The 21,862-nt window shown below is 72.4% G+C and carries 22 protein-coding genes, 1 tRNA gene and 1 pseudogene; 11 read left to right on the top strand and 13 right to left on the bottom strand.

Annotated elements, in window-relative coordinates; all coding sequences use genetic code 11:
* Positions 1–55: 55 nt before the first annotated feature.
* On the bottom strand, positions 56–1,243 hold the full coding sequence (locus F4554_RS06910; protein WP_179786617.1) for an FAD-dependent monooxygenase: 1,188 nt from the start codon (positions 1,241–1,243) through the stop codon (positions 56–58).
* A gap of 110 nt (positions 1,244–1,353) precedes the next feature.
* Between F4554_RS06910 and F4554_RS31990 the strand changes: the two genes are divergently transcribed.
* Together F4554_RS31990 and F4554_RS06900 are read left to right on the top strand one after the other, a co-directional pair.
* On the top strand, positions 1,354–1,983 hold the full coding sequence (locus F4554_RS31990) for a TetR family transcriptional regulator (protein ID WP_179786616.1): 630 nt from the start codon (positions 1,354–1,356) through the stop codon (positions 1,981–1,983).
* Between the two features lie 18 nt (positions 1,984–2,001).
* A complete protein-coding gene (locus F4554_RS06900) occupies positions 2,002–2,334 on the top strand; it encodes an SSI family serine proteinase inhibitor (protein ID WP_179786615.1) in 333 nt (110 codons plus the stop codon).
* Positions 2,335–2,378: 44 nt separating this feature from the next.
* Here F4554_RS06900 and F4554_RS06895 read toward each other — a convergent pair whose 3' ends face one another.
* Positions 2,379–3,749 (bottom strand): cystathionine beta-synthase, encoded by a 1,371-nt coding sequence (locus tag F4554_RS06895; protein ID WP_179786614.1) that lies wholly within the window; start codon positions 3,747–3,749, stop codon positions 2,379–2,381.
* Between the two features lie 168 nt (positions 3,750–3,917).
* On the opposite strand from F4554_RS06895, the gene F4554_RS06890 reads away from it, so the two are divergent.
* From F4554_RS06890 to F4554_RS06865, 6 genes are all read left to right on the top strand, one after another.
* The gene (locus F4554_RS06890; protein ID WP_179786613.1) at positions 3,918–4,907 is read left to right on the top strand and encodes a GDSL-type esterase/lipase family protein; all 990 of its coding nucleotides are present in this window, start codon (positions 3,918–3,920) and stop codon (positions 4,905–4,907) included.
* A 146-nt stretch (positions 4,908–5,053) separates the two neighbouring features.
* Positions 5,054–6,160, top strand: a complete 1,107-nt coding sequence (locus F4554_RS06885) for a radical SAM protein (protein ID WP_337795906.1) — start codon at positions 5,054–5,056, stop codon at positions 6,158–6,160.
* 33 nt (positions 6,161–6,193) lie between these two features.
* Positions 6,194–7,435: an acetyl-CoA C-acetyltransferase gene (locus tag F4554_RS06880; RefSeq protein ID WP_179786611.1), complete on the top strand. Its 1,242-nt coding sequence runs from the start codon at positions 6,194–6,196 to the stop codon at positions 7,433–7,435.
* Positions 7,436–7,500: 65 nt separating this feature from the next.
* A complete protein-coding gene (locus tag F4554_RS06875; RefSeq protein ID WP_179786610.1) occupies positions 7,501–7,977 on the top strand; it encodes a PPOX class F420-dependent oxidoreductase in 477 nt (158 codons plus the stop codon).
* Positions 7,978–8,164: 187 nt separating this feature from the next.
* Complete coding sequence (locus tag F4554_RS06870) at positions 8,165–8,395, top strand: DUF4287 domain-containing protein (RefSeq protein ID WP_092656916.1); 231 nt, start codon at positions 8,165–8,167, stop codon at positions 8,393–8,395.
* A 64-nt stretch (positions 8,396–8,459) separates the two neighbouring features.
* Positions 8,460–8,864 carry a PPOX class F420-dependent oxidoreductase gene (locus F4554_RS06865; RefSeq protein ID WP_337795905.1) on the top strand — a complete coding sequence of 135 codons (405 nt, stop codon included), beginning with the start codon at positions 8,460–8,462 and terminating at the stop codon, positions 8,862–8,864.
* 114 nt (positions 8,865–8,978) lie between these two features.
* Here the strand turns inward: F4554_RS06865 and F4554_RS06860 are convergent, their stop codons facing one another.
* Positions 8,979–9,782, bottom strand: a complete 804-nt coding sequence (locus F4554_RS06860) for a Bax inhibitor-1/YccA family protein (RefSeq protein ID WP_179786608.1) — start codon at positions 9,780–9,782, stop codon at positions 8,979–8,981.
* 321 nt (positions 9,783–10,103) lie between these two features.
* On the opposite strand from F4554_RS06860, the gene F4554_RS06855 reads away from it, so the two are divergent.
* Entirely contained in the window at positions 10,104–10,595 is a 492-nt protein-coding gene (locus F4554_RS06855) for a nitroreductase/quinone reductase family protein (protein WP_179786607.1), read from the top strand.
* 112 nt (positions 10,596–10,707) lie between these two features.
* The gene (locus F4554_RS06850; RefSeq protein ID WP_179786606.1) at positions 10,708–11,679 is read left to right on the top strand and encodes a zinc-binding dehydrogenase; all 972 of its coding nucleotides are present in this window, start codon (positions 10,708–10,710) and stop codon (positions 11,677–11,679) included.
* Between the two features lie 20 nt (positions 11,680–11,699).
* Here F4554_RS06850 and F4554_RS06845 read toward each other — a convergent pair.
* The 3 genes from F4554_RS06845 to F4554_RS06835 form a co-directional block, all read right to left on the bottom strand.
* Positions 11,700–11,777: transfer RNA gene (locus F4554_RS06845), tRNA-Leu, on the bottom strand.
* 55 nt (positions 11,778–11,832) lie between these two features.
* Positions 11,833–13,128, bottom strand: a complete 1,296-nt coding sequence (locus F4554_RS31985; RefSeq protein ID WP_202889177.1) for a class I SAM-dependent methyltransferase — start codon at positions 13,126–13,128, stop codon at positions 11,833–11,835.
* A 134-nt stretch (positions 13,129–13,262) separates the two neighbouring features.
* Positions 13,263–14,675 carry an NAD(P)/FAD-dependent oxidoreductase gene (locus F4554_RS06835; RefSeq protein WP_179786605.1) on the bottom strand — a complete coding sequence of 471 codons (1,413 nt, stop codon included), beginning with the start codon at positions 14,673–14,675 and terminating at the stop codon, positions 13,263–13,265.
* A gap of 126 nt (positions 14,676–14,801) precedes the next feature.
* On the opposite strand from F4554_RS06835, the gene F4554_RS06830 reads away from it, so the two are divergent.
* The gene (locus F4554_RS06830; protein ID WP_179786604.1) at positions 14,802–15,476 is read left to right on the top strand and encodes a hypothetical protein; all 675 of its coding nucleotides are present in this window, start codon (positions 14,802–14,804) and stop codon (positions 15,474–15,476) included.
* A 32-nt stretch (positions 15,477–15,508) separates the two neighbouring features.
* Here the strand turns inward: F4554_RS06830 and F4554_RS06825 are convergent, their stop codons facing one another.
* The 7 genes and pseudogenes from F4554_RS06825 to F4554_RS06800 form a co-directional block, all read right to left on the bottom strand.
* A complete protein-coding gene (locus F4554_RS06825) occupies positions 15,509–16,375 on the bottom strand; it encodes a uracil-DNA glycosylase (protein ID WP_179786603.1) in 867 nt (288 codons plus the stop codon).
* A 39-nt stretch (positions 16,376–16,414) separates the two neighbouring features.
* Positions 16,415–17,377 (bottom strand): Ppx/GppA phosphatase family protein, encoded by a 963-nt coding sequence (locus F4554_RS06820; RefSeq protein WP_420360745.1) that lies wholly within the window; start codon positions 17,375–17,377, stop codon positions 16,415–16,417.
* A gap of 18 nt (positions 17,378–17,395) precedes the next feature.
* Positions 17,396–17,908: pseudogene (locus tag F4554_RS31435) on the bottom strand (DUF501 domain-containing protein); the annotation flags it as partial.
* Positions 17,905–18,669 (bottom strand): septum formation initiator family protein, encoded by a 765-nt coding sequence (locus F4554_RS33510; protein ID WP_179786601.1) that lies wholly within the window; start codon positions 18,667–18,669, stop codon positions 17,905–17,907. The gene F4554_RS33510 and the pseudogene F4554_RS31435, both read right to left, overlap by 4 nt.
* A gap of 5 nt (positions 18,670–18,674) precedes the next feature.
* The gene (gene eno, locus F4554_RS06810; protein WP_179786600.1) at positions 18,675–19,964 is read right to left on the bottom strand and encodes a phosphopyruvate hydratase; all 1,290 of its coding nucleotides are present in this window, start codon (positions 19,962–19,964) and stop codon (positions 18,675–18,677) included.
* 119 nt (positions 19,965–20,083) lie between these two features.
* Positions 20,084–21,169: a MazG nucleotide pyrophosphohydrolase domain-containing protein gene (locus F4554_RS06805; protein ID WP_337795903.1), complete on the bottom strand. Its 1,086-nt coding sequence runs from the start codon at positions 21,167–21,169 to the stop codon at positions 20,084–20,086.
* A gap of 7 nt (positions 21,170–21,176) precedes the next feature.
* A complete protein-coding gene (locus F4554_RS06800; RefSeq protein ID WP_179786599.1) occupies positions 21,177–21,791 on the bottom strand; it encodes a SurA N-terminal domain-containing protein in 615 nt (204 codons plus the stop codon).
* Positions 21,792–21,862: the final 71 nt, after the last annotated feature.

Raw genomic sequence — 21,862 nt, 5'->3', positions numbered from 1 at the left:
GTGCGGTAACAGAGCCCGCACAAGCGGGCCGGGGCCGTGGTGAGATTCGCCGACGTCAGGACCGAACGCCGGTCGGCTGCGTCGGCTCCCAGGTGGTCGGAGAGGTGAGACTCCGGCTGGCGGAGTTCGCCGGCACCAGCGAGATCAGCCGGTCCCGCAGCCGCGCGCCCCACGGGTTGCGCACCTGCCCGATCTTCCCGAGCAGGCGGGCCTGCTTGGCGAGCCCGGTGGTGCGCGCCCGCCGGAGCCGGTCGTACTCCGGCAGGACCGCGGGCACCACTCCTGGGTCGGCGGCGCGGACGACGGTCGCGAGTTCCACGGCGTCCTCCAGCGCCTGGCACGCGCCCTGGCCGAGGTCGGGCGTCATCGCGTGCGCGGCGTCGCCGAGGAGCGCCAGCCGGTCGCGGACGAACGTGCGTGGCAGCGGCCACAGGAGTTCGATGTCGGTACGGATGATCCGATCCGGCGGGGTGGCCGCGAGCAGCCGGGGAACGGGGTCGTGCCAGTCGGCGAACAGCCCGGGCACGTCCTCGGTCCCGTCCGACCGGTAGCGGGAGTCCGCTTGCGCGAGCGTGGCGTACCAGTAGATCCCGCCGTTGGCCAACGGAATGCAGCCGAACCGCTGGCCGCGCCCCCAGGTCTCGCTGCCCGACTGCAGCGCGGGCGCGGACTCCGGCGGGATCAGCGCCCGCCAGGTCACGTAGCCGGCGCCGCGGGTCCGGGTGCGGGGATCGACCAGCGTCCGCAGCCGGCTGTGGATGCCGTCCGCGGCCACCACCAGGTCGGCGGGGTACTCCTCGTCGTCGGTGCGTACGATCGCGGCGGCCGGCCCGACGTCCACGCCGGTCACGGTCCGGCCCAGGCGGAGCGACTCGGCGGGCACGAGGTCGCGGAGTACGTCGTACAGCTTCGGCCGGGTGACCATCAGCGGAATGGTGAAGCCGTCCGCGGCGTCGGCCGGGCTGGGCTCGACCCGGCTGAGCCAGCGCCCGTCCGGCCGGCGCAGCCCGACCATCTCCTGCAACTCGTTGTGGCCGCGCAGCCGGTCGACAGCAGCGGGGTCGATGGCGGCGATCGCCCGGAGCGCGTTCGGCCACAGCGAGAGGCCGGCACCGACGGCCTGGATCCGCGGCCGGCGTTCGAGCAGGTCGACCTGCCAGCCGTCGCGGGCCAGCGCGCCCGCCGCGGCCAGCCCGCCGACTCCGGCGCCGACCACGACCGCCCTGCGCTGCTGCGTACTCATCCGGTCCTCCACTCCCGTGATCCCGTCCAGAAGTTCGCAGCGCCTCTACAAATGTAGAGGCGCTGCCGTCACACTACAGCTGTAGAGGGACGCTGGGTAGGGTTTCGGACGTGACACCCGACGCGCCACGACCGACCGCCCGCCCCGCCAGGACGGCGCGGGCCGACGCGCTGCTGGACGCCGCGATCGCGGTGGTCGCCGACACCGGGTTGCGCGGACTCACCCACCGCGCGGTCGACGCCCGGGCGCAGGTTCCTGCGGGTTCGACGAGCTACTACTTCCGCACCCGGGTGGCGTTGCTCCAGGCGATCCTGCAGCGGTTGATCGACCTCGACGCAGCCGACTCCGCGACGTACCTCCCCTTCGACGACGAGGCATCGGTCCAGGCCACCGACCTCGCCGGGATGGCGGCCGGCTGGGCCCGGCTGTTCGCCCACTGGCTCGGGCCCGGACGGCAGCGCCTGCGCGCCCGCTACGCGCTCTACCTGGAGGGCCGCCACCACCCGGAGCTGCACGAACTGCTGGACACCGCGAGCGCGCGGTTCGTAGGTGGCGCGCGTGAACTGCTGGCCGCGGCGGGCGGCCCCGATCCCGACCGCGACGGGCCGCTGCTGGTCGCGCTGCTCGACGGCCTGCTCTACGACCGGATCATCCGCGGCGGGCCGGGCGTGGACGAGCCCGAGCTTCGCCGCCGGATCGAGGTGATCCTCGGCGCGGTCCTCCCCCACCTCGTCAGGTAGGGCAGTTCAATGGGAGGCATGCCGACAGCCGACAACCCGCCGCAGACCCGGCTCACCGTCACTGTGTGGGACCGGCCCGACGCCGAGCCGCGGACGTTCGAGCTCACCGAGGATCCGCCGGCCGGCACCCATCCCCGGCCCGAGGCCGCGGTCGCCGCGATCGAGGCGGCGCCCCGGCCGTTCGAACCCGTACCCCGCGGCGCGATGTGCACCCAGATCTACGGCGGGCCGCAGCGCGCGGTCATCGAGGGCGTGTGGCGGGGACGGCGCGTCCACGCGTCGTACGACAAGAAGAACGGGTGCGAGATCGCCCGGTGGAAGGCACTCGGCGCGGTCCTCGACCCGGAGTGAACCGGGCCGGAGCCAGGGCTGAACCGGACCTGGAACCGGAGCCGCTACTCCCCCGCCGCGAGGTGCTCGAGCAGGTCCTGCCGGGTGAGTACGCCGACCGGCTTGCCGTCGTCGAGGACGAGCACCGCGTCGGCGCCCTCCAGCAGGCGCACCGCGGCGGCGACCGGCTCCCCGGCGCCGAGCTGGGGCAACGGCGGTGACAGGTGCTGCTCGACCCGGTCGGCCAGCTTGGCGTGCCCGGAGAACAACGCCTCCAGCAGGTCGCGTTCGTGCACCGCGCCGGCGACCTCGGCCGCCATCACCGGCGGCTCCGCGCGTACGACCGGCATCTGCGACACGGCGTACTCCCGCAGGATGTCGATCGCCTCGGCGATCGTCTCGTTGGGGTGGGTGTGCACCAGCGAGGGCATCGTCCCGCTCTTGCGCCGCAGCACGTCGCCGACGCTGTCGTTGCTCTGCCCGCGCAGGAAGCCGTAGTGGGTGAGCCAGGCGTCGTCGAACACCTTCGACATGTAGCCCCGGCCGCCGTCGGGCAGCAGCACCACGACCACGGCGTCCTCGTCGGCCTCCCGGGCGACCTGGGCCGCGGCGACCACCGCCATCCCGGACGAGCCGCCGACCAGCAGCCCCTCCTCGCGGGCGAGCCTGCGGGTCATCGTGAACGAGTCGTGGTCGGACACCGCGATGATCCGGTCGCAGATGGTCCGGTCGTACGTGGTCGGCCAGAAGTCCTCGCCCACGCCCTCGACGAGGTAGGGCCGGCCGGTGCCGCCGGAGTAGACCGAGCCCTCCGGGTCGGCGCCGACGATCTGCACCCGGCCGTCGGAGACCTCCTTGAGGTAGCGCCCGACGCCGCTGATCGTGCCGCCGGTGCCGATGCCGGCGACGAAGTGGGTGATCCGCCCCTCCGTCTGGTCCCAGAGCTCCGGGCCGGTGCTCTCGTAGTGCGACTGCGGGTTGTTGACGTTGGAGTACTGGTCCGGCTTCCAGGCGCCCTCGCGTTCCTTCACCAGGCGGTCGGACACCGAGTAGTAGGAGTCGGGGTGCTCCGGCGGGACGGCGGTCGGGCAGACCACGACCTCCGCGCCGTACGCCCGCAGCACGTTGCGCTTGTCCTCGCTCACCTTGTCCGGGCAGACGAACACGCAGTGGTAGCCACGCGACTGTGCGACGATGGCCAGCCCGACGCCGGTGTTGCCGCTGGTCGGCTCCACGATCGTCCCGCCGGGGCGCAGGACGCCCTCGCGTTCGGCCGCCTCGACCATGCGCAGCGCGATCCGGTCCTTGACGCTGCCGCCAGGATTGAAGTACTCCACCTTGGCCAGCAGGAGGCCACGGACACCTTCGGCGGACCGGGTCAACCGGACCAACGGGGTGTTGCCGACAAGGGACTGCAGGGACTCGTGATACCGCACGGGTGCACTCTAGGTGGTGGGGGCCGGGTGCGGCATCCCGGCGTCTTCGTGGCGCGGGGTCAACCGCTTGATGAGTTCCGGCCCCGCACGGGGTAGAAGCAACAACCGGAGCCCTCCGACGGTCCTTCGACCGGCCCTCGGACGGGCAAGACCTCGAAGGAGGTCCAGGTGGGCAAGGCTCGCGCCGCACGCAAGTGGGCCGCCGCCGCCGCGCTGGGCGGTGGCGGCGCCGGACTGCTCGGCGGCACCGTGATCGCGATCCTGTTCGCCGAGGCGATGCTCGCCAAGCGCACCATCGGCGAACCTGTCGGCCAGGCACCGGACGCCGACGGCCTCTACGGCGACGGACCCGGCGACCCGATCTCGTTCGCCGTCCTCGGCGACTCGACCGCCTGCGGGCTCGGCGTCGACACCGCCGAGGAAACCCCCGGCGCGCTGCTGGCGGCCGGCCTGGCGTCGCTGTCCGACCGGCCCGTCCAGCTCAGTGTGGCCGCCTTCTCCGGCGCGGAGACCCAGCACCTGGAGGACCAGGTGGACCAGGCGCTGGCCGTCGAACCCGACGTCGCCCTGGTGATCATCGGCGCCAACGACGTCACCCACAGGACCCTTCCGTCGGACTCGGTACGCCTGCTCGTGGAGGGCGTCCGCCGACTGCGCGAGGCCGGGTGCCAGGTCGTCGTCGGCACCTGCCCCGACCTCGGCACGGTCGAGCCGCTGGCGTTCCCGCTACGCCAGCTCGCCCGCATGTGGAGCAGGCGGCTGGCCGCGGCACAGACCATCGCCGTGGTGGAGAACGGCGCCCGTACGGTCTCCCTGGGCTCGCTGCTCGGGCCGGAGTTCGCCGCGGCGCCGCGGGAACTGTTCGGCCCGGACCGCTTCCACCCGTCCGCCGCCGGATATGCCAGCGCGGCCGTGGCGCTGCTGCCCTCGATCGCCGCCGCGATCGGCTACTGGCCCGAGGACGAGGACGCCGACACGCCGCTGGGCGAGGGGCAGATCCTGCCGATCTCGTACGCCGCCGTACGCGCCGCACGGTCGGCCGGCACCGAGGTGGCCGCCACCGACGTGGCCGGCCACGAACGCGGGCCGCGTGGTCGGTGGGCGCTGCTGCGCCGGCACCCGCACCGTCAGGTGGAGCTGCGCGAGAAGACCAGCTGAGCGAGAAAACCGGTTGAGGCGGGCGCGGCCGCTCGCGCAGACTGCTCGGCATGTGACGCCCCGCGGTGCGAGCCCGCCTTCCGCTTGTTTCGTCGTGCCCGTTCGCCCTCGTTCTCTCCGGGAGCCCGTCCGATGTGTACATACACGTGTATCCGAATCCTCCGCTCGGGACTCGGTACGCCCACCTGCAGGAGTTCCTCGCCCGCGCCGGGGAGCCCGCGTACCGCCTGAACCAACTCGTGCGCGCGGTGCACGACCGGGGCGTACGGCAGTTCGCCGACGTCACCGATCTCCCGCTGCGACTTCGCCGTGCCCTCGCCACCGAGTTCGGCCCGTCGTTCGGCCCGCTGACCCCGGTGGCCACCGAACGCGGCGCGCAGGTGGAGAAGGTGCTGTTCCAGAGCGCGCGGGGCGCCCGGATCGAGACGGTACTGGCCACCTACCGCGCCGGCTGGACGTCGTTGTGCGTGTCCAGCCAGGTCGGCTGCGGCCTCGGCTGTACGTTCTGCGCGACCGGTGCGGTCGGCCTGGTCCGCAACCTGACCGCGGACGAGATCTGCGACCAGGTGCTGCACTTCGAGCGGGTGGACAGCGTCGCGTTCATGGGCATGGGCGAGGCGCTCGCCAACCCGCACACGTTCACTGCCCTGTCCCTGCTCACCGATCCGCACTACCACGGCGTCAGCCCGCGCCGCGTCACCGTGTCAACCGTGGGTTTCGCACCCGGAATGCGCCGGCTGACAAGGGAGTTTCCGCATGTCAACCTCACCTTGTCGGTGCACTCGGCCGACGAGGACCAGCGGGCGGAGCTGATCCCGCTGCAGCGGCGCTTCCCGCTCGCCGAGTGCCTGGAGGTCCTGGACGAGCACACGGTGACCGGCGGCCGCAAGGCCTACCTCGCCTACCTGCTGGCCGACGGATACAACGACTCGCCCGCACACGTCCAGGCGCTCGCGGACCTGGTGGCCGCGCGCCGGCGGCCGGAGCTGTTCCACGTCAGCGTGATCGCCTACAACGAGGCGGCCGGCGCCCGGCCGGACCTGCGCCGGCCGAGCGCCGCGGGGGTGGAGGCGTTCGTGGCCGCGTTGCGGGCGGCAGGAGTGCGGGCGACCCGGCGGCAGCAGTTCGGAAGGGACCTTGCCGCCGCCTGCGGCCAGCTGCACGCGCGCTACCTCACCCGGAACGTCCCGATCGGGCGGACCGCTGGCACCGGACCGGGCGGGCGTACTAGCCTCGACATTACCGAGCGGTAACCACGCCGGCCGGACGACCACAGGGAGGCCGCCATGTCCGAGGTCAGCGCCCCGAACGACGCCGTGATCGTCGCCGCCGCGCGCACCCCCATCGGGCGGGCCGGCAAGGGTTCGCTGAAGGACGTCCGGCCCGACGACCTCGCCGCGTTCGCGGTGGACGCGGTGCTGGCCAAGGTCCCCCAGTTGGACCGCGCGGAGATCGACGACCTGTACCTCGGCTGCGCCGAACCCCGTGACGAGCACGGCGGCAACATGGCCCGCCGGGTCGCGGTCCAGCTCGGTCTGGACACCCTGCCGGCGGTGACCGTCAACCGGTTCTGCGCCTCCAGCGTCCAGACGGCGCGGATGGCCTTCCACGCCATCCGCGCGGGCGAGGGCGACGTCTTCGTCTCCGCCGGGGTGGAGTGCGTCTCGCGGTACGCCGGCTTCGGCAGCGCGGGCGTCGACCCGGTGCAGACGCACAACCCGGTGTTCGCCGAGGCGGAGGCCCGCACCCGCAAGTACGCCGAGAGCAACGACGTCTGGCACGACCCGCGCACCGACGACCAGGTGCCCGACATCTACATCGCGATGGGCCAGACCGCGGAGAACGTCGCCACCGCACGCGGGGTGAGCCGTGCTGTCCAGGACGAGTTCGGCGTGCGCTCGCAGAACCTCGCCGAAGACGCGATCCGCAGCGGCTTCTTCGCCCGTGAGATCACGCCGTACCCGCTGCCCGACGGCACCCTGGTGGAGACCGACGACGGGCCCCGCGCCGGCACCACCCTTTCGAAGGTGGCCGCCCTCGACCCGGTCTTCCGGCCCGGAGGCACCGTCACCGCCGGCAACTGCTGCCCGCTCAACGACGGCGCCGCCGCCGTGGTGATCATGAGTGCCGAGAAGGCTCGCCGGCTCGGCATCACCCCGCTCGCCCGGATCGTCGCCACCGCCGCGTCCGCGCTGTCCCCGGAGATCATGGGCCTCGGCCCGGTGGAGGCGAGCAGGCGCGCGCTCGCCCGCGCGGGCCTGGGGATCGGCGACATCGACCTGGTGGAGATCAACGAGGCGTTCGCGGCGCAGGTCGTTCCCTCCGCCGAGGACCTCGGCATCCCCTGGGACAAGCTCAACGTGCACGGCGGGGCGATCGCGCTCGGCCACCCGTTCGGCATGACCGGCGCCCGCATCATGACCACCCTGCTCAACGGCCTGCGCAGCCGGGACGCGCAGTTCGGCCTGGAGACCATGTGCGTCGGCGGCGGGCAGGGCATGGCGATCATCCTCGAACGCCTGTCCTGACCCGAAGGTCCTGGCCCGAACACCTGTCCGACATGACCGCGCCGGTGGCCGTAGGCTGGCCAGCCATGAGCCCATCCATCGCCACCACCGAGCGCCTCGAGCGCGACGGCCTGCTCTCGTTCCTCCGCACTCGCCACCAGGGTGTGCTGGTCACCACCCGGCGCGACGGGCGCCCGCAGATCTCCCCGGTCACGTTGGGCCTGAACTCCGACGACCGGATCGTCGTGTCCACCTATCCCGAACGCGCCAAGGCGATCAACGCCCGCCGCGACCCGCGGGTCAGCGTGTGCGTGATGTCTGAGGGCTTCTCCGACCCGTACATCCAGGTGGACGGGACCGCCCGGGTGATCGACCTGCCCGAGGCCGTGGAGCCGCTCGTGGAGTACTTCCGGTGCATCAGCGGCGAGCACCCCGACTGGGACGAATACCGCGAGGCGATGCGGCGGCAGGGCAAGTGCGTGATCGAGGTGGAGATCGACAGGTGGGGCCCGGTCGCCCGCGGCGGCTTCCCTCCGCGACTGGTCCAGTCCGACGAAAGCTGACGCATCACCCGCACGCCGGAGCACGCCCAGACGTCAACAATGGTTGGAAAATCGGGGTGTTCATGAGGGATCTCTCCGGATGCTGGAGGTAGGTGCGCGCGGGGGGTTGTGTACGGCCCGCACGTCAGGCAGGCTCGGGGGCATGGTCCACGACTGATTCGACTGTCCCCGATCTCGGGAGGGCGACATGGCTCTGCACCACTCCGAAGAGACCCATCAGAACCTCTGCGCCCGGCTGGCGCAGGCAACCGGACGAGATCTCCCAGAGTGGATCAGAGTGCTGGAGAACGGACCCACGTTCCTCCGCTTCGAGGACCGGGTCAGTTGGCTGCGCAGCGAGTACGGCATCGCCCACGGGCACGCCACCGCGATCGTGCACGAGCAGGACCTCCGCCGCGCCCAGCGCAACTTCGGGTGAGCCCCGCGGACGCGGTGGGCGTCGCAGCCGGCCCCGGCGCTGAGAGCCGGCGGCATCGGTGGACGTGACGCGGACGCAGGCATTCCTGCGCGAACATCATCATGCCGTCCTCGGAACGATTCGCCGGGACGGCCGGCCCCAGCTCTCCCCGGTCACGGTCGGGGTGGACGCCGAGGGCTACGCCATGATCAGCACCCGCGAGCCGGCGTACAAGGTACGAAACCTGCGGCGTGACCCGCGGGCCAGTCTCTGCGTCTTCCCCGACGGGTTCTACGGCGAGTGGGTCCAGGTCGAGGGCGAGGCGCACATCCTGTCGCTGCCGGAGGCGATGGAGCCGCTGGTCGACTACTACCGCACAGTCTCCGGCGAGCACCCGGACTGGGCCGACTACCGCGCCGCGATGGAACGCGAGCACCGCTGCCTGATCCGCATCCGCATGGATCGGGTGGGCCCGGTGGTGTCCGGCTGACATCCGGTCCGGCTGACCTACGAGAGCTGACGTACGAGAGCTGACGTACGAGAAGGGCCGCCCGAGAACTTCGGGCGGCCCTTCTGCGTTTCGGCTCGTCGGTGCGGTGGCGGGTCAGTCACCGCCGCGCAGGATGGCGAGGATCCGCAGCAGCTCGATGTAGAGCCACACCAGGGTGACCGTGAGCCCGAACGCCGCGAACCACGCGTCCTTGCTCGGCGCACCGGCGGCGATGCCTTTCTCGACGTAGTCGAAGTCGAGCAGCAGGTTGAAGCAGGCCAGCGCCACTCCGATCACCGCGAACACCAGCCCCAGCCCGCCCAGCCCGCTGACGCCGAGGTTGAGGCCGAACATCCGCAGGACGAGGTTGACGGCCACGATGAGGAAGAACCCGAGGGTGGCGGCGACCACGAACCGCTGGAACTTCGGGGTCACCCGGATGACCCGGAACTTGTAGACCGCGAGCATCCCGGCCGAGGCGCACATCGTGCCGAGGACCGCCTGGGCGACGATGGCGCTGTCGCCGGCGTAGGCGGACAGCACCTTGCTGGCCAGGCCGACGAACACGCCCTCGACCGCGGCGTAGCCGAGGATCACCGCCGGGTTGGTGATGTGCTTCAGGCCAATGACGAAACCCAGGCCCATCCCCACCAGCGCGGCGCCGATCAGCCAGCCGAAGTGCGCCGGCTGCACCGGTCCGGTGAGGAACCACGTCGCGCCGGCCACCACGATCAGGGTGCCGAGCGTCATCGCGGTGCGGGCCACCACGTCGTCGATGGTCATCCGGTCACGGCGCGTGCCGGAGTAGGACGGTGCGTCGTACATCTCCCGCAACTGGTCGGCACTCATGCCCGCGGCGCCGGAGCCAGCCGACTGGAACGCGTCGCTGCGCCGGAACACCGGGTTCTTGCTCTGCATCCTGGGGTCCTCCTCCGCCGACGGCGGGTGACGGTCGATGGCCCGCGGACGCGGGCCGGATCGCTGCGGAATGCCTCCACAACTGCACCGGGCCGGGTGGAGCCCGGCTCGGCGGTGACGCCAATAGTAATGACTCGGCAAAGTTCTTGTCCTCCCCCAACGGCAATTCCATGTGGAATGCGCGGTCTTGTCCCCAAATTCGTCGATGCCGCCACGCAGGATGGACAACGATGACCGACTGGACGCCGGTCGGCCTCCGCGGTGAGCAGACCTGGTCGGCCAGGCCGGCCAGGCCGACCAGGCGAGAACGGAGGGGAAGCGATGTCGCAGAGCACACGTCCGGAGGGCGAAGGGTCGCCGAGCAGCCACTACCGGGCGCCGGGGTGGTTCACCCGCAGGGTCTTCAACCCCCTGGTGGCCGCCGCCACGAGGGCCGGGCTGAGCGTGTGGGGCAGCCGGGTCCTGGAGGTACGCGGCCGCAGCAGCGGGCAGCCCCGCCAGGTGCCGGTCAACCTGCTCACCCACGAGGGGCGGCAGTACCTCGTGGCGCCGCGCGGCCAGGCTCAGTGGGTACGAAACGTCCGGGCTGCTGACGGGCGCCTCGACCTGCTCCTCGGCCGGCGGCGTGAGCACTGGCTGGCCACCGAGGTTGCCGACGCGGACAAGCCGGCGGTGCTGCGCGCCTATCTTCGCCGCTGGAAGGCCGAGGTCGGGGTGTTCTTCGACGGGGTGAACGCCGATTCCTCCGCGGAGGACCTCGCCCGAATCGCCCCGCGTCACCCGGTGTTCGTCCTGTCCCGCCGCGACGGCTGACCCCGCCGGCCGCCCGTACCTCGCAGTCCCTTCTCCCGTCTTGACCTGAACCTTGGTGGAGGTCGCAGGCTGTTCCGGACAACGGATTCGGAACGAGCCTGGAGGTCTGCGGATGCGCGCGGTGTGGGTCTACGAGTTCGGCGGCCCGGAGGTGCTGGTGCCGGGTGAGGCGCCGGACCCCGAGGCCGGGCCTGGTCAGGCGCTGGTCGAGGTGGCGTACGCCAACATCACGTTCGTGGAGACCCAGCTCCGCGCCGGCACCGGACCCTTCACCCCGACCCTGCCGACCATCCCCGGCAACGGCGTGGGCGGGACCGTCCGCGCGGTCGGGCCCGGCGTCGACCCGGCCCTGGTCGGCCGCCGGGTGGTGACCAGCACCGGCGGCTCCGGCGCGTACGCCGAACTGGTCGCGGTGGCCGCGGACGGGCTGGTGGAGGTCCCGCCCACGCTGCGACTGGACGACGCGGTGGCGGTGCTCGCCGACGGCCGGACCGCGACCTGGCTGATGCGGGCGAGCGGGGCCGGGCCCGATGACCGGGTGCTGGTGACCGCCGCAGCCGGTGGCGTCGGAACCCTGCTGGTGCAGCTGGCCACGGCCGCCGGAGCGCGGGTCGTCGCGGCGGCCGGTGGCGACCGCAAGCTCGCGCTGGCGGCCAAGCTGGGCGCGAAGGTCGCCGTCGACTACCGCCGCCCGGACTGGACCGACCGGGTACGCGAGTCCGTCGGGGGCGTCGACCTCGTGCTGGACGGCGTGGGCGGTGCTCTGGGCAGGTCCGCGTTCGACCTGCTGGGCGAGGGCGGACGGATGCTCAGCTTCGGCCTGGCCAGCGGCGCCTGGACCGACGTACCGGAAGCGGAGGCGCGTCGGCGCGGCGTGCGGGTGCTGCGCCCGGCCCTGGACCCGGCGGACGTCCACGAACTCACCGAGAGTGCGTTACTTGCGGCCGCCCACGGCCGGCTGCACCCGGTGATCGGCCAGCGGTTCGAGCTGGTCCGGACGGCCGAGGCGCACGCCGCGATCGAGGCCCGCGCCACCGTCGGCAAGACGCTGCTGGAGGTACGCCCGGAAGGAACCACGGCCTGACGCCCGGATGCGTACTCAGGTGCCCCCGGTGGGATTCGAACCCACAAAACTGACACCCATTTTAAGTGGGCCGCCTCGACCAGTTGGGCTACGGGGGCGCTGCACCGGCCGACCGCCAGACCACCGACGGCTGACCTGTGACCACGCCCAAGCCTAGTGTTGCCACGCGCTCCGGGTGGCGGGCAGTGGTGCCCGGCCGTCGGTGTGCGGGCGGACGACCAGCAGCTGGTACGCCGAGATCCGGGCGGCCTCGAACGCCAGCGCGGACACCGCGAGGTAGAGCAGCCACACCCTCGCCTGCCCCGGTGAGGCCTGCCGGGCGCACTCGTCCCACGCACCCTCCAGGTTGGCCACCCAGGCGCGCACGGTGCGGGCGTAGTGCTCGCGCATCGTCTCCACGTCGCGGACCTCCAGGCCCGCGTCCTCGACGGTGTTCGTGATGGTTCCGACCGGGAGGAGCTCGGCTCCCGGGTGGACGTACGCGTCCAGGAAGGAGCGTTCCTGCGCCAGCGGCTCCCCGCGCCTGCCGACCTGGTTGACCAGCAGCCGGCCACCCGGGCGCAGCAGGCCGTGCAGCGTCCGGGCGTACTCCCCCAGGCGGTCCGCACCCACGTAGTCGGCCAGCCCGTACGCCACGATCGCGTCGAACGGGTCGGCCTCGACCTCGCGCCAGTCCGCGACCCGGAACTCCACCCGCCCGGCCAGCCCGGCGTCGACGGCCCGTTTGGTCGCCTGCTCGGCCTGTTCGGCGGAGGCGGTGATGCCGAGCCCGCTCACCGCGTGGTGCTCGGCGGCGTGCAGGAGGAACGTCCCCCAGCCGCAGTCGACGTCGAGCACCCGGGTGGCGCGTTCCCCCGAGGTCCCGTCGGCGAGGCCGAGCTTGCGGCAGGCGAGCTGCAGGCCGGCGCGCTGCGCGTCGTCCAGGGACATGCCCGGCTCGGCCCAGTAACCGCTGCCCAGCATCAGCGTCTGGCCGAACACCCGCGCCAGGAACCGCGTACCGACCGGGTTGTCCGGCGACCCGCTCGGCGCGGTGTCGCGGTCCAGGGCGTGCCGGCGTTCGGCCCCGGTGATCTCCTCCTCCGGCGGCTTGGGCGCGGGGCCGACGGCGCCGAGATAGACCGCCGCCCGCATCAGCTCGCTGCGGTCGGCGGCGGTCAGCTCGGGGCGGGCGCCGATCGAGCGACCGAACGGCGCGAGACGTTCCAGGGCGGTGAGGATCGGCCCGTCCACCTCGATCTCGCCGGCGACGAACGCCCGGGCCAGGCCGAGCTCGTCCGGCCGCCACAGCAACCGGCGAACGGCACGCCGGGAGTGCACGCGTACGGCCGGCGCCTCGGTAGGCCCGGCCACCGAGCCGTCCCAGGCGTACAGACGGACGGGCGCTTCCAGGCCGAACAACCGCAGCAGGATGTCGTGCAGCCGCTCGGCGACCACTGGACCGGCCACGGCGCCCCCTCTCGTTCGGTCGTCCCCGAGACGTTCTACCCGTCCCGGGGACGATCGAGCCACTGCCGGATCAGAGCCGGATCAGAGCCGGATCACAACTCGGATCAGAGCCGGGCCAGGGCGGCGGCCTCTCGCTACTGCCCGTCCCGCTCCGGCCTCGGTTCGGCCCTCACTCCAGCATGAGCGTGTTCGAGCTCGGGTGACCTGCTCGCGGGCGGGGAGAACTGGCGCGGCAGGGCGCTGCGCTCGAACTCCTCCCGCGGGCGCTGCAGGCTGCCCAGCGAGACGATCTCGCGGGGGAAGAACAGCCCGAGCGTCCAGTCGGCCACGATGCGGACCTTGCGGTTGAGGGTGGGCATCCGGCTGACGTGGTAGGTGCGGTGCATGAACCACGCCGGCCAGCCGCGCAGCTTGATGCCGTAGACCTGCGCCACGCCCTTGTGCAGGCCGAGGCTGGCCACCGAACCCACGTGCTTGTGCTCGTAGTTGTGGAGCAGCCTGCCCTTGAGGGCGCGGGCGACGTTGTCGCCGAGCACCTTGGCCTGGCGTACGGCGTGCTGGGCCGAAGGGCTGCACAACGCGTTCGGCGGGCCGGTCAGGTCGGGCACCGCGGCGCAGTCACCGGCCGCCCAGACGTGCTCGGCGCCCACGACCCGCAGGTCGGGCTCGGTGGGCAGCCGGCCCTTGTCGTCGCGTGGCAGGTCGGACTCGGCGAGGACCGGGTTGGCCTTGACGCCGGCGGTCCACACGATGGTGTCGGACTCCAGCCGTGTGCCGTCGGACAGCTCCACGTGCCCGCCGACGCAGGACTCCAGCAGGGTGTTCAGCTTCACGTCGATGTGGCGTTTGCGCAGGCGTTCGACGGTGTAGCGGCCCATGTCCTCGCCGACCTCGGGGAGGATCCGGCCGGCCGCCTCCACCAGCACCCAGCGCATGTCCTCGGCGCTGAAGTTGCGGTAGTAGCGGCAGGCGTAGCGGGCCATGTCCTCGAGCTCGGCGAGCGCCTCCACCCCGGCGTACCCGCCGCCGACGAACACGAACGACAGTGCCCGTCGACGGGTCTCCTCGTTCGTGGTGGACTCGGCGACGTCGAGCCGGTCGAGGACGTGGTTGCGAAGCTGGATGGCCTCCTCGACCTGCTTGAACCCGATCCCGTGCTCGGCGAGGCCGGGGATGGGCAGGGTGCGGGCAACCGAGCCGAGGGCGACGACGAGCTCGTCGTAGTGCACGTCGTACGTCGCGCCGGCGCGCGGCTCGATCCGGGCGCTGTGCTCGGCGTGGTCGATGCTCACGATGCGGCCGGTGATGACGTGCACGTTCGGGAGAACCCGCCGCAGCGGGACGACGACGTGGCGGGGTTCGAGGTTGCCGGCCGCGGCCTCGGGGAGGAAGGGCTGGTAGGTCATGTACGAGCGGGGCTCGACGACGGTGATCGTGACCTCGCCCCGACGGAGTTCCTTGCGAAGGGATTTCTGGAGCCGGAAAGCGGCATACATGCCGACGTAGCCACCCCCGGCGATGAGGACGTGGCGTGTGTTCACGTCCATTCACCTCCTCGGTCACTGTTCAGGCTAGTCGCTCGTGAATGCATTCACAAGGACCGGATACCCCTGTCGGGAACGTCACACGATTCGCACGGCACGCCCTAAGCTCGAATGAACGAGGGAGGGGCCGTGGGCGCGATCTTCGCTGTCATCCTCATCGCCCTCGTCGTCGCCGCGGTAGCGCTGACCGTGCCGCTCGTCGCGCTCGTCCAGCGCCGCGAACAGCGCCGACTCGAGGGCCTCGCCGCCTGGGCGTCGTCGATCGGATGGACGACGTACGCCGGCAGCGTGGAGGTGCCCTGGACCGCCCGGCTGCCCGGAGCGAACCCGCGCGGCGTGCGCTGTCTGTTCACCGGCATCTACCGCGAACTACCCGTGAGCATGGCGGAGTACACGTACCAGACCACGCACACGACCTACGTCAACGGGCAAACCCAGGTCACCACCGACAACCACGACTTCGTCGCGTGCGTGGTGCATCTCCCCTACACCTACCCCGGCATCGAGGTCGCGAGCCGCGGCTCCGGCTCACGCATGTGGCGCTGGCTCAACGGTCCGGACCACACCGGGGAGGTGGGCATCGACGAGTTCGACCGGGACTTCCGCGTCCACAGCACCCATCCCGAGCTCGTACGCCAGGTGATCGGGCCGGCGCTGGTCCGCACCCACCTGGCCGGCATGGCGCCGAACTGGAGCCTGCACGGGACCGACCTGCTGGTGTACTGGCAGGGCCGGATGGAGCCCACCCGGGTGCTGCCCGCCGTGGACTCCGTCATCCGCGTCGCCAACCTCCTCGGCCGCTGACGAAGTGGCGGGCGTCGCGGGGGCAGGCCGGCTCAGTGCGCGAGCAGGCCGGCGTGGTCGGCTGCGCGGGCGAGCACCTGGTCCAGCATCGGCTCGGTGAGCTTGCCGGTGAAGGTGTTCTGCTGGCTCGGGTGGTAGGAGCCGACGAGGAGCACCTCGGACCACTCGGCCGAAGCCTCGTCGGGTGGGGCCAGCAACACCTCCGCCCCGTGGCCGAACCGTGGCCGCGGGCGGGGAATGCGGTAGCCCAGCGCGGCGAGAGTACGAACCGCAGCCGTCCAGCCGTACGACCCGAGGGCGACGACCGACCGGACGGTCGGGGCGGAAAGCTCCCACTCCCTGCGCAGCCACGGGAAGCACGCGTCGCGCTCGGCCGGCAGCGGCTTGTTCGCAGGAGGCGCGCAGCGGACCGCGGCGACCACGCGGACGCCGCGCAGCCGTTGCCCGTCACCGGCGGAAACGCTCGTCGGCTGCACCGCGAGGCCCACCCGGGCGAGGGCGGCGAACAGCCAGTCGCCGGAACGGTCGCCGGTGAAGATCCGGCCGGTACGGTTGCCGCCGTGCGCGGCCGGCGCCAGCCCGACGACCAGCATGCCGGGGGCCGGGTCGCCCCACCCGGGCACCGGACGGCCCCAGTACGGCTGGCCGGCGAACGACCGGCGCGGCGACGCGGCGACCTCCTCCCGCCACTCGACCAGGCGAGGGCAGGCGCGGCACACCGACTGCCGGGCGGTCAGCTCGCCGAGGTCCGGCGCGGACACCGCGAGCCGCTCCACCTCGGCGGCGCCGTGGGCGACGGGCGTTTCCGGCTCTGCCGGGTCGTCGGGCCAGCCGGTGCCCGGCGGAACCGGACTGGCGAACGGCGCCCCGGTCACCGGATGCGGGCGCTCATCGGTCATCGGCAGTCATCGGTAGTCATCGGTAGTCATCGGCGGGCATCAGCGTGCCGGACGGACCGCCCGCTCGGCGCCGCTCCACGCGATGCCGTCCAGGATGTCGTGCTCGCTGACCACGAGTTCCGTACGGGCGAGGTGAGGGGAGACCCGGGCGAGGATCCGGTCCAGGATCAGCGCTCCGGCGCCGATCACGTCCACCCGGCCCGGATGCATGAACGGCAGCGCCTTCCGCTCCGCGTGGGTCATCGTCAACAGCCGGTCGGCTGCGGCGTGCACGTCGGCCGCGGGAATGCGGGCGTGGTGGATCCGGTCGCGGTCGTACGACGGAAGGTCCAGCGCCATCGCCGCCACCGTCGTCACCGTGCCGGCCAGGCCGACGAGGGTACGAGCCCGCTCCAGCGGAACCTCCCCGGCCGCCTCGTCCAGCCGGCGCTCGACCTCCGCCCGGGCCCGCTTCACCTGCTCCGGCGCCGGCGGGTCGTCGGTGAGGTACCGCTCGGTCAGTCGTACGCAGCCCAGGTCGACCGAGACCGCAGCCTCCGGCCGGGCGCCGCCGAGGACGAACTCGGTGGAGCCACCGCCGATGTCGACCACGAGGTACGGCGTCGGGATCCGGCGGCCGGCCAGCTCGCGGGTCGCGCCGGTGAAGGACAGGCCGGCCTCCTCCGCGCCGGTGATCACCTCGGGTTCGACACCGAGGATCTCCCGAGCACCCGCCACGAACTCGGCCCGGTTGTCGGCGTCACGGGAGGCGGAGGTGGCCACGAACCGCACCTGCTCGGCACCCAGCTCGCGGATCCGCTCGGCGTACCGCTCGCAGGCGGCGAACGTCCGGGCCAGCGCCTGCTCCGACAACCGGCCAGTGCGGTCCACGCCCTCCCCGAGCCGGACGATCTCCAGCCGGCGGTCCAGCTCGTGCAGATGTTGCGTCCCCGTCGCGGGCTCGGTGGTGATGTCGGCGACCAGCAGCCGGATGGAGTTGGTGCCGCAGTCGACCGCGGCCACGCGTACCGGCGGGTCGACCTCGACGCAGCGACCCTCCGCCGCCCAGTCCGGCAACAGCGCCAGCGCCTCGTCACCGAGCGGGTTGACTCCCGGCCCGGCCGCGAGCGCGTGGCCGACCAACGAGTGCAGGCACTTCACCCGGTCGGGCATGCCGCCGGCGGAGATCCCGGCGATCTCGGGTACGTGGCCGAGCCGCTCGCGCGCGGCGAGGTAGTGCTCGTGTGCGCGCCGGTGGCCGGCGGCCAGGTCGGGGTCGGCAGCCAGTCGTTCGGTCCACTCCCGCATCAGCCCGCTCGCCTCCAGCCGCCCGATCTCGGCAGCCAGGCGCGGGCAGGTGAGGTAGAACGTGGTCGGGAACGGCGTACCGTCGGGCAGCCGCGGCTCGGTCTCCACGACGTCCGGCAGTCCGCACCGGCACCGGTGCGCGATGCGGTGCACACCGCGGGCCGGCCGGCCCAGCTGCGCGCTCACCGCCACCACGTCGGCCGGGTCCACGGTGTCCACCGGGTCCGCGGAGTCGGGTGCGGTCATCGGTTCGGTCGCGGCGTCTTGGTCCGGCTGGGGTCGATGGTCTTCGGCGGCTGGTGCTTCGGCGTGCTGGGTGTCGTACCGGCCGGCGGTGACGTCGGTTGCACACCGGACCGCTCGACACTCCCCCAGAGGCTGGACCACCAGGCCTGCCGGGGCCCTGAGGAAACAGTCGCGCCACCGGCGACGGCCGGCGCCTTCGCCACCGAGCCGTCCTCGCCGACCACGACGTAGCCGGTCTCACCCGGCTTCACCCAGCGCAGGCGCTCGCGGGCCTGCGCCTCGACGTAGGCCGGGTCGTGCCAGCGCCGTAGCTCCTTCTCCAGGGAGGCCACGCGGTCGGTGCGCTGGGCCTCCTCGGTGCGCAGCGCCGAGATCTGACTGCGTTGTTCGACCCAGGCCCGCAGGCTCGACGCGTACGAGATGACCAGCGCGGCGATCACCAGGGCCAGGATCGCCGCCCGGCCGGTGACGTTGCCGTTGCGCCGCGAGGTGCGCTTGGTGGCGTCGGACTGGCCGGGGTCGCGACGAGCACTGGGCACCGTCCCGTTGGTGACGCGGGCTACCCCGGGCCGCACCGCCTCCGGACGGGTCTCGCCGCGGGCGGTCGTGCGGGTGGGCCCGGCACCGGCGGTGCGGCGGGTGGTCCGGGGAGCACCCGCACCACCTCGCGCACCGCGCCCGGGCGTGCCGGGCTTGACCCGGCCCGGACCCCGCCCACGCCCTGCGGGCCGGGCGTTGCGACCACCTCGCGCGTCGCTCACCGGACCTACTCGGAGGTGAACCGCGGGAACGCCGTACGTCCGGCGTACCGGGCCGCGTCGTCCAGCTCCTCCTCGATCCGCAGCAGCTGGTTGTACTTCGCCACCCGCTCGCTGCGCGCGGGCGCACCGGTCTTGATCTGCCCCGCGTTGGTCGCCACCGCGAGGTCGGCGATCGTGGTGTCCTCGGTCTCACCGGACCGGTGGCTGATCATCGTGCGGAAGCCCGCGCGGTGGGACATGTCCACCGCGTCCAGGGTCTCGGTGAGAGTGCCGATCTGGTTGAGCTTGATGAGCACCGCGTTGGCGGACTGCTCGGCGATGCCGCGGCCGATCCGCTCGGGGTTGGTGACGAACAGGTCGTCGCCGACCAGCTGGACCTTCGCGCCGAGGGTCTCGGTGAGCCCGGCCCAGCCGGACCAGTCGTCCTCGGCCAGCGGGTCCTCCAGGGACACCAGGGGGTACGACGCACGCAGCTCGGCGTAGTAGGCCGCCATTTCCTCCGACGTCTTGTCGCCGCCCTCGAAGCGGTAGCGGTCGCTGTCGGCGTCGTAGAACTCCGTGGCAGCGGCGTCGATGGCCACCGCGACGTCGGTGCCGAACCGGAAGCCGGCCGCACCGACCGCGGTGGCGATGAGGTCGAGCGCCGCCCGGTTGGACGGCAGGTTGGGCGCGAAGCCACCCTCGTCGCCGAGCCCGGTGGACAGGCCCTGGCTCTTCAGGACCGCCTTCAGCGCGTGGTAGGTCTCGGCACCCCAGCGCAGCGCCTCGGCGAAGGTGGCCGCCCCGATCGGGGCGATCATGAACTCCTGGAAGTCGACGTCGTTGTCGGCGTGCGCACCGCCGTTGACGATGTTGAGCATCGGCACCGGGAGCAGGTGCGCGTTGGGGCCGCCGACATAGCGGAACAACGGCAGGTCGGCCGACGACGCGGCGGCCCGGGCGACAGCCAGCGACACGCCGAGCAGCGCGTTGGCGCCGAGCTTGGCCTTGTTGGGCGTGCCGTCCAGGTCCATCAGGCGGGCGTCGACCAGCCGCTGTTCGCTGGCCTCGTAGCCGACCAGCTCGGGGGCGATCACGTCGACCACGCCGCGCACGGCGTTGGTGACGCCCTTGCCGACGAAGCGCTTGTCGTCACCGTCGCGCAGCTCCACCGCCTCGAACGCGCCGGTCGACGCACCGGAGGGTACGTCGGCGCGGGCGATGGTGCCGTCGTCGAGACCCACCTCGACCTCGACGGTGGGATTGCCGCGCGAGTCCAGAATCTCGCGGGCGGTGAGGGCCTCGATCGTTGCCACGTGCTTCCTCCCAGACAACCTCAGGTCACGGATGCCCCGAGCCCAGGGCAGGTTTCACCCTAGCGGCGTCGACTGTGAGCACCGCGAACCGACCCGCGCACCGCCGGGATCACTCGTGATCAACGGGTGTTCTCGGCGGCGCGAACGGCGTCGACGTAGCGCCGGCAGGCGTCGCGTAACGCCTGCTCGGGGTCGAGGTCCGCGGAGCGTGCGCGGTCGACCAGGGCCAGCAACGCCATGCCGAGGCGGTCGGCGTCGAGTCGTTCCGTTTCGGCCGTCGCCGCGCCGGCGACCTCGGCGAGTACGGCCGGATCAGGGCCGTCGACCCGGACACCCGACCGCTTCGTACGCCCGAGCAGCTTGTCGGCGAGCGTCAGCGCCGGGAGCGCCAGTGGCACACCCTCCACCGCGGACGTGCGCTGCTTCTCCTCGGCCTTCAACTGGTCCCAGACGTTCTCCACCTCGGCCGCAGTCGACTCCGCCGTCGACCCCGCGGTACCGGGCCGGCCGGCCGTGGCAGGGCCGAAGACGTGCGGGTTGCGCCGGATCAGCTTGTCCACCAGGTCGGCGGTGACGTCGTCGATGGAGAACGGCACCTCCGCGTCCTCCTCGGCCAGCCTGGCGTGGAACACCACCTGGAACAGCAGGTCGCCGAGCTCCTCGCGCAGGTGCTGCCGGCCGCCGGTCTCGATCGCCTCCACGGTTTCGTACGACTCCTCGACGAGGTACCGCACCAGCGACCGGTGCGTCTGGTCGCGCACCCACGGACAGCGTTCGCGCAGCTGGTCCATCACCGACACCAGGTCGAGCAGCCGGGCGCCGGGCAGGTCGTAGGAGGCGGGGACCACCTCCAGAGTGGGCAGGCCACGCGTACCGGCCTCGGCGGCGGTGGCCAGCAGGTGGCCGAGCGCCCGGCCGAGCGCGGGGTCACCGTCGTCGGCGGCCAGCCACACCACGTCGATGCCGGCGTGCGCCCTGGTCACGAGGAGGTCGGCCAGCTCACCCGGCCCGGGCGCGTCCTCGACCACGAGGACATGGACCCCGGCGGCCTCGACGGCCGCACGCTGCGGGTGGTCGGCGTCGTCGGTGAGCACCTGGTCGGCCGCGCGCAGCAGCTCCCAGGCCGGCCAGGCGAGCAACCCCGGCGCCACCCGCGGACTGGTCAGCAGCAGCGCGATCCGGCCGGCCGTCATCTGCGGGGCCACGGTGGGATCAGGGCATCTGCGGGGCGGCCGGAGCCTGGGTGGCGGTCGGCTCCGGGGTGACGAGCTGGCCACCCGGCTTCACCGCTCCGCCGGACCAGGTGCCGTAGCGCGGGTTGATGTCGACACCGACCTGCTTGGCCGTCTTCGCCATCTCCTGCCCGACCAGCTGGTCAGCCTTGGCCTGGTCCTGCTGGCTGGACGGCTGCCTGCCGAGCAGCTTGGTGTTGAGGGCCCGCCGCAGGACGACCCAGCGGGCGAAGCCGTCCAGCATGTCCGGCGGGATGACCACGCGCTGCGACTGGATCTGGGACTTCACCTCGTCGATGTCGGCCTGGCTGGCGCTCACCCCCGCACGCGCGGCGGTGGGCACGATCAGAGCGTCGTCGACGAGCTGCTGGAGCAGGTCACTCTGCAGCTTCGTGGACTCCGCGTCGCTGAGATCGGACCGGCCGGCCTTGGCCAGGATGTCGCGCGACTGCTTCTGGAGGTAGGACACCGAGATCGTCTGGTCGCCGACCTGGGCCGCGGCTCCGGGGTTGGAGACCGCGCCGCAGCCGGACAGTGCCAGCCCTGCGACCAGAGCGACAACGGCGACTCGACCAGCGTGCCTTCGACCGACCACGGGACCTCTTCTCGCAACGGAAACCAGCCACGTCGCACCCGATCGTACGCAGGCCGTTCCGGGGGCGGACC

Origin of the sequence: Actinopolymorpha rutila (assembly GCF_013407855.1) — a bacterium.
GTDB lineage: Bacteria > Actinomycetota > Actinomycetes > Propionibacteriales > Actinopolymorphaceae > Actinopolymorpha > Actinopolymorpha rutila.
The sequence above is the reverse complement of the archived record's forward strand: the minus strand, read 5'-3'. Positions and strand labels throughout refer to the sequence as shown.

Bases quoted from the DNA above. Each gene is read 5' to 3' on its own strand.
- F4554_RS06910 (WP_179786617.1), bottom strand. From the start codon at position 1,243: ATGAGTACGCAGCAGCGCAGGGCGGTCGTGGTCGGCGCCGGAGTCGGC.
- F4554_RS06900 (WP_179786615.1), top strand. From the start codon at position 2,002: ATGCCGACAGCCGACAACCCGCCGCAGACCCGGCTCACCGTCACTGTG.
- F4554_RS06880 (WP_179786611.1), top strand. From the start codon at position 6,194: ATGTCCGAGGTCAGCGCCCCGAACGACGCCGTGATCGTCGCCGCCGCG.
- F4554_RS06875 (WP_179786610.1), top strand. From the start codon at position 7,501: ATGAGCCCATCCATCGCCACCACCGAGCGCCTCGAGCGCGACGGCCTG.
- F4554_RS06870 (WP_092656916.1), top strand. From the start codon at position 8,165: ATGGCTCTGCACCACTCCGAAGAGACCCATCAGAACCTCTGCGCCCGG.
- F4554_RS06860 (WP_179786608.1), bottom strand. From the start codon at position 9,782: ATGCAGAGCAAGAACCCGGTGTTCCGGCGCAGCGACGCGTTCCAGTCG.
- F4554_RS06855 (WP_179786607.1), top strand. From the start codon at position 10,104: ATGTCGCAGAGCACACGTCCGGAGGGCGAAGGGTCGCCGAGCAGCCAC.
- F4554_RS06850 (WP_179786606.1), top strand. From the start codon at position 10,708: ATGCGCGCGGTGTGGGTCTACGAGTTCGGCGGCCCGGAGGTGCTGGTG.
- F4554_RS06835 (WP_179786605.1), bottom strand. From the start codon at position 14,675: ATGGACGTGAACACACGCCACGTCCTCATCGCCGGGGGTGGCTACGTC.
- F4554_RS06825 (WP_179786603.1), bottom strand. From the start codon at position 16,375: ATGACCGATGAGCGCCCGCATCCGGTGACCGGGGCGCCGTTCGCCAGT.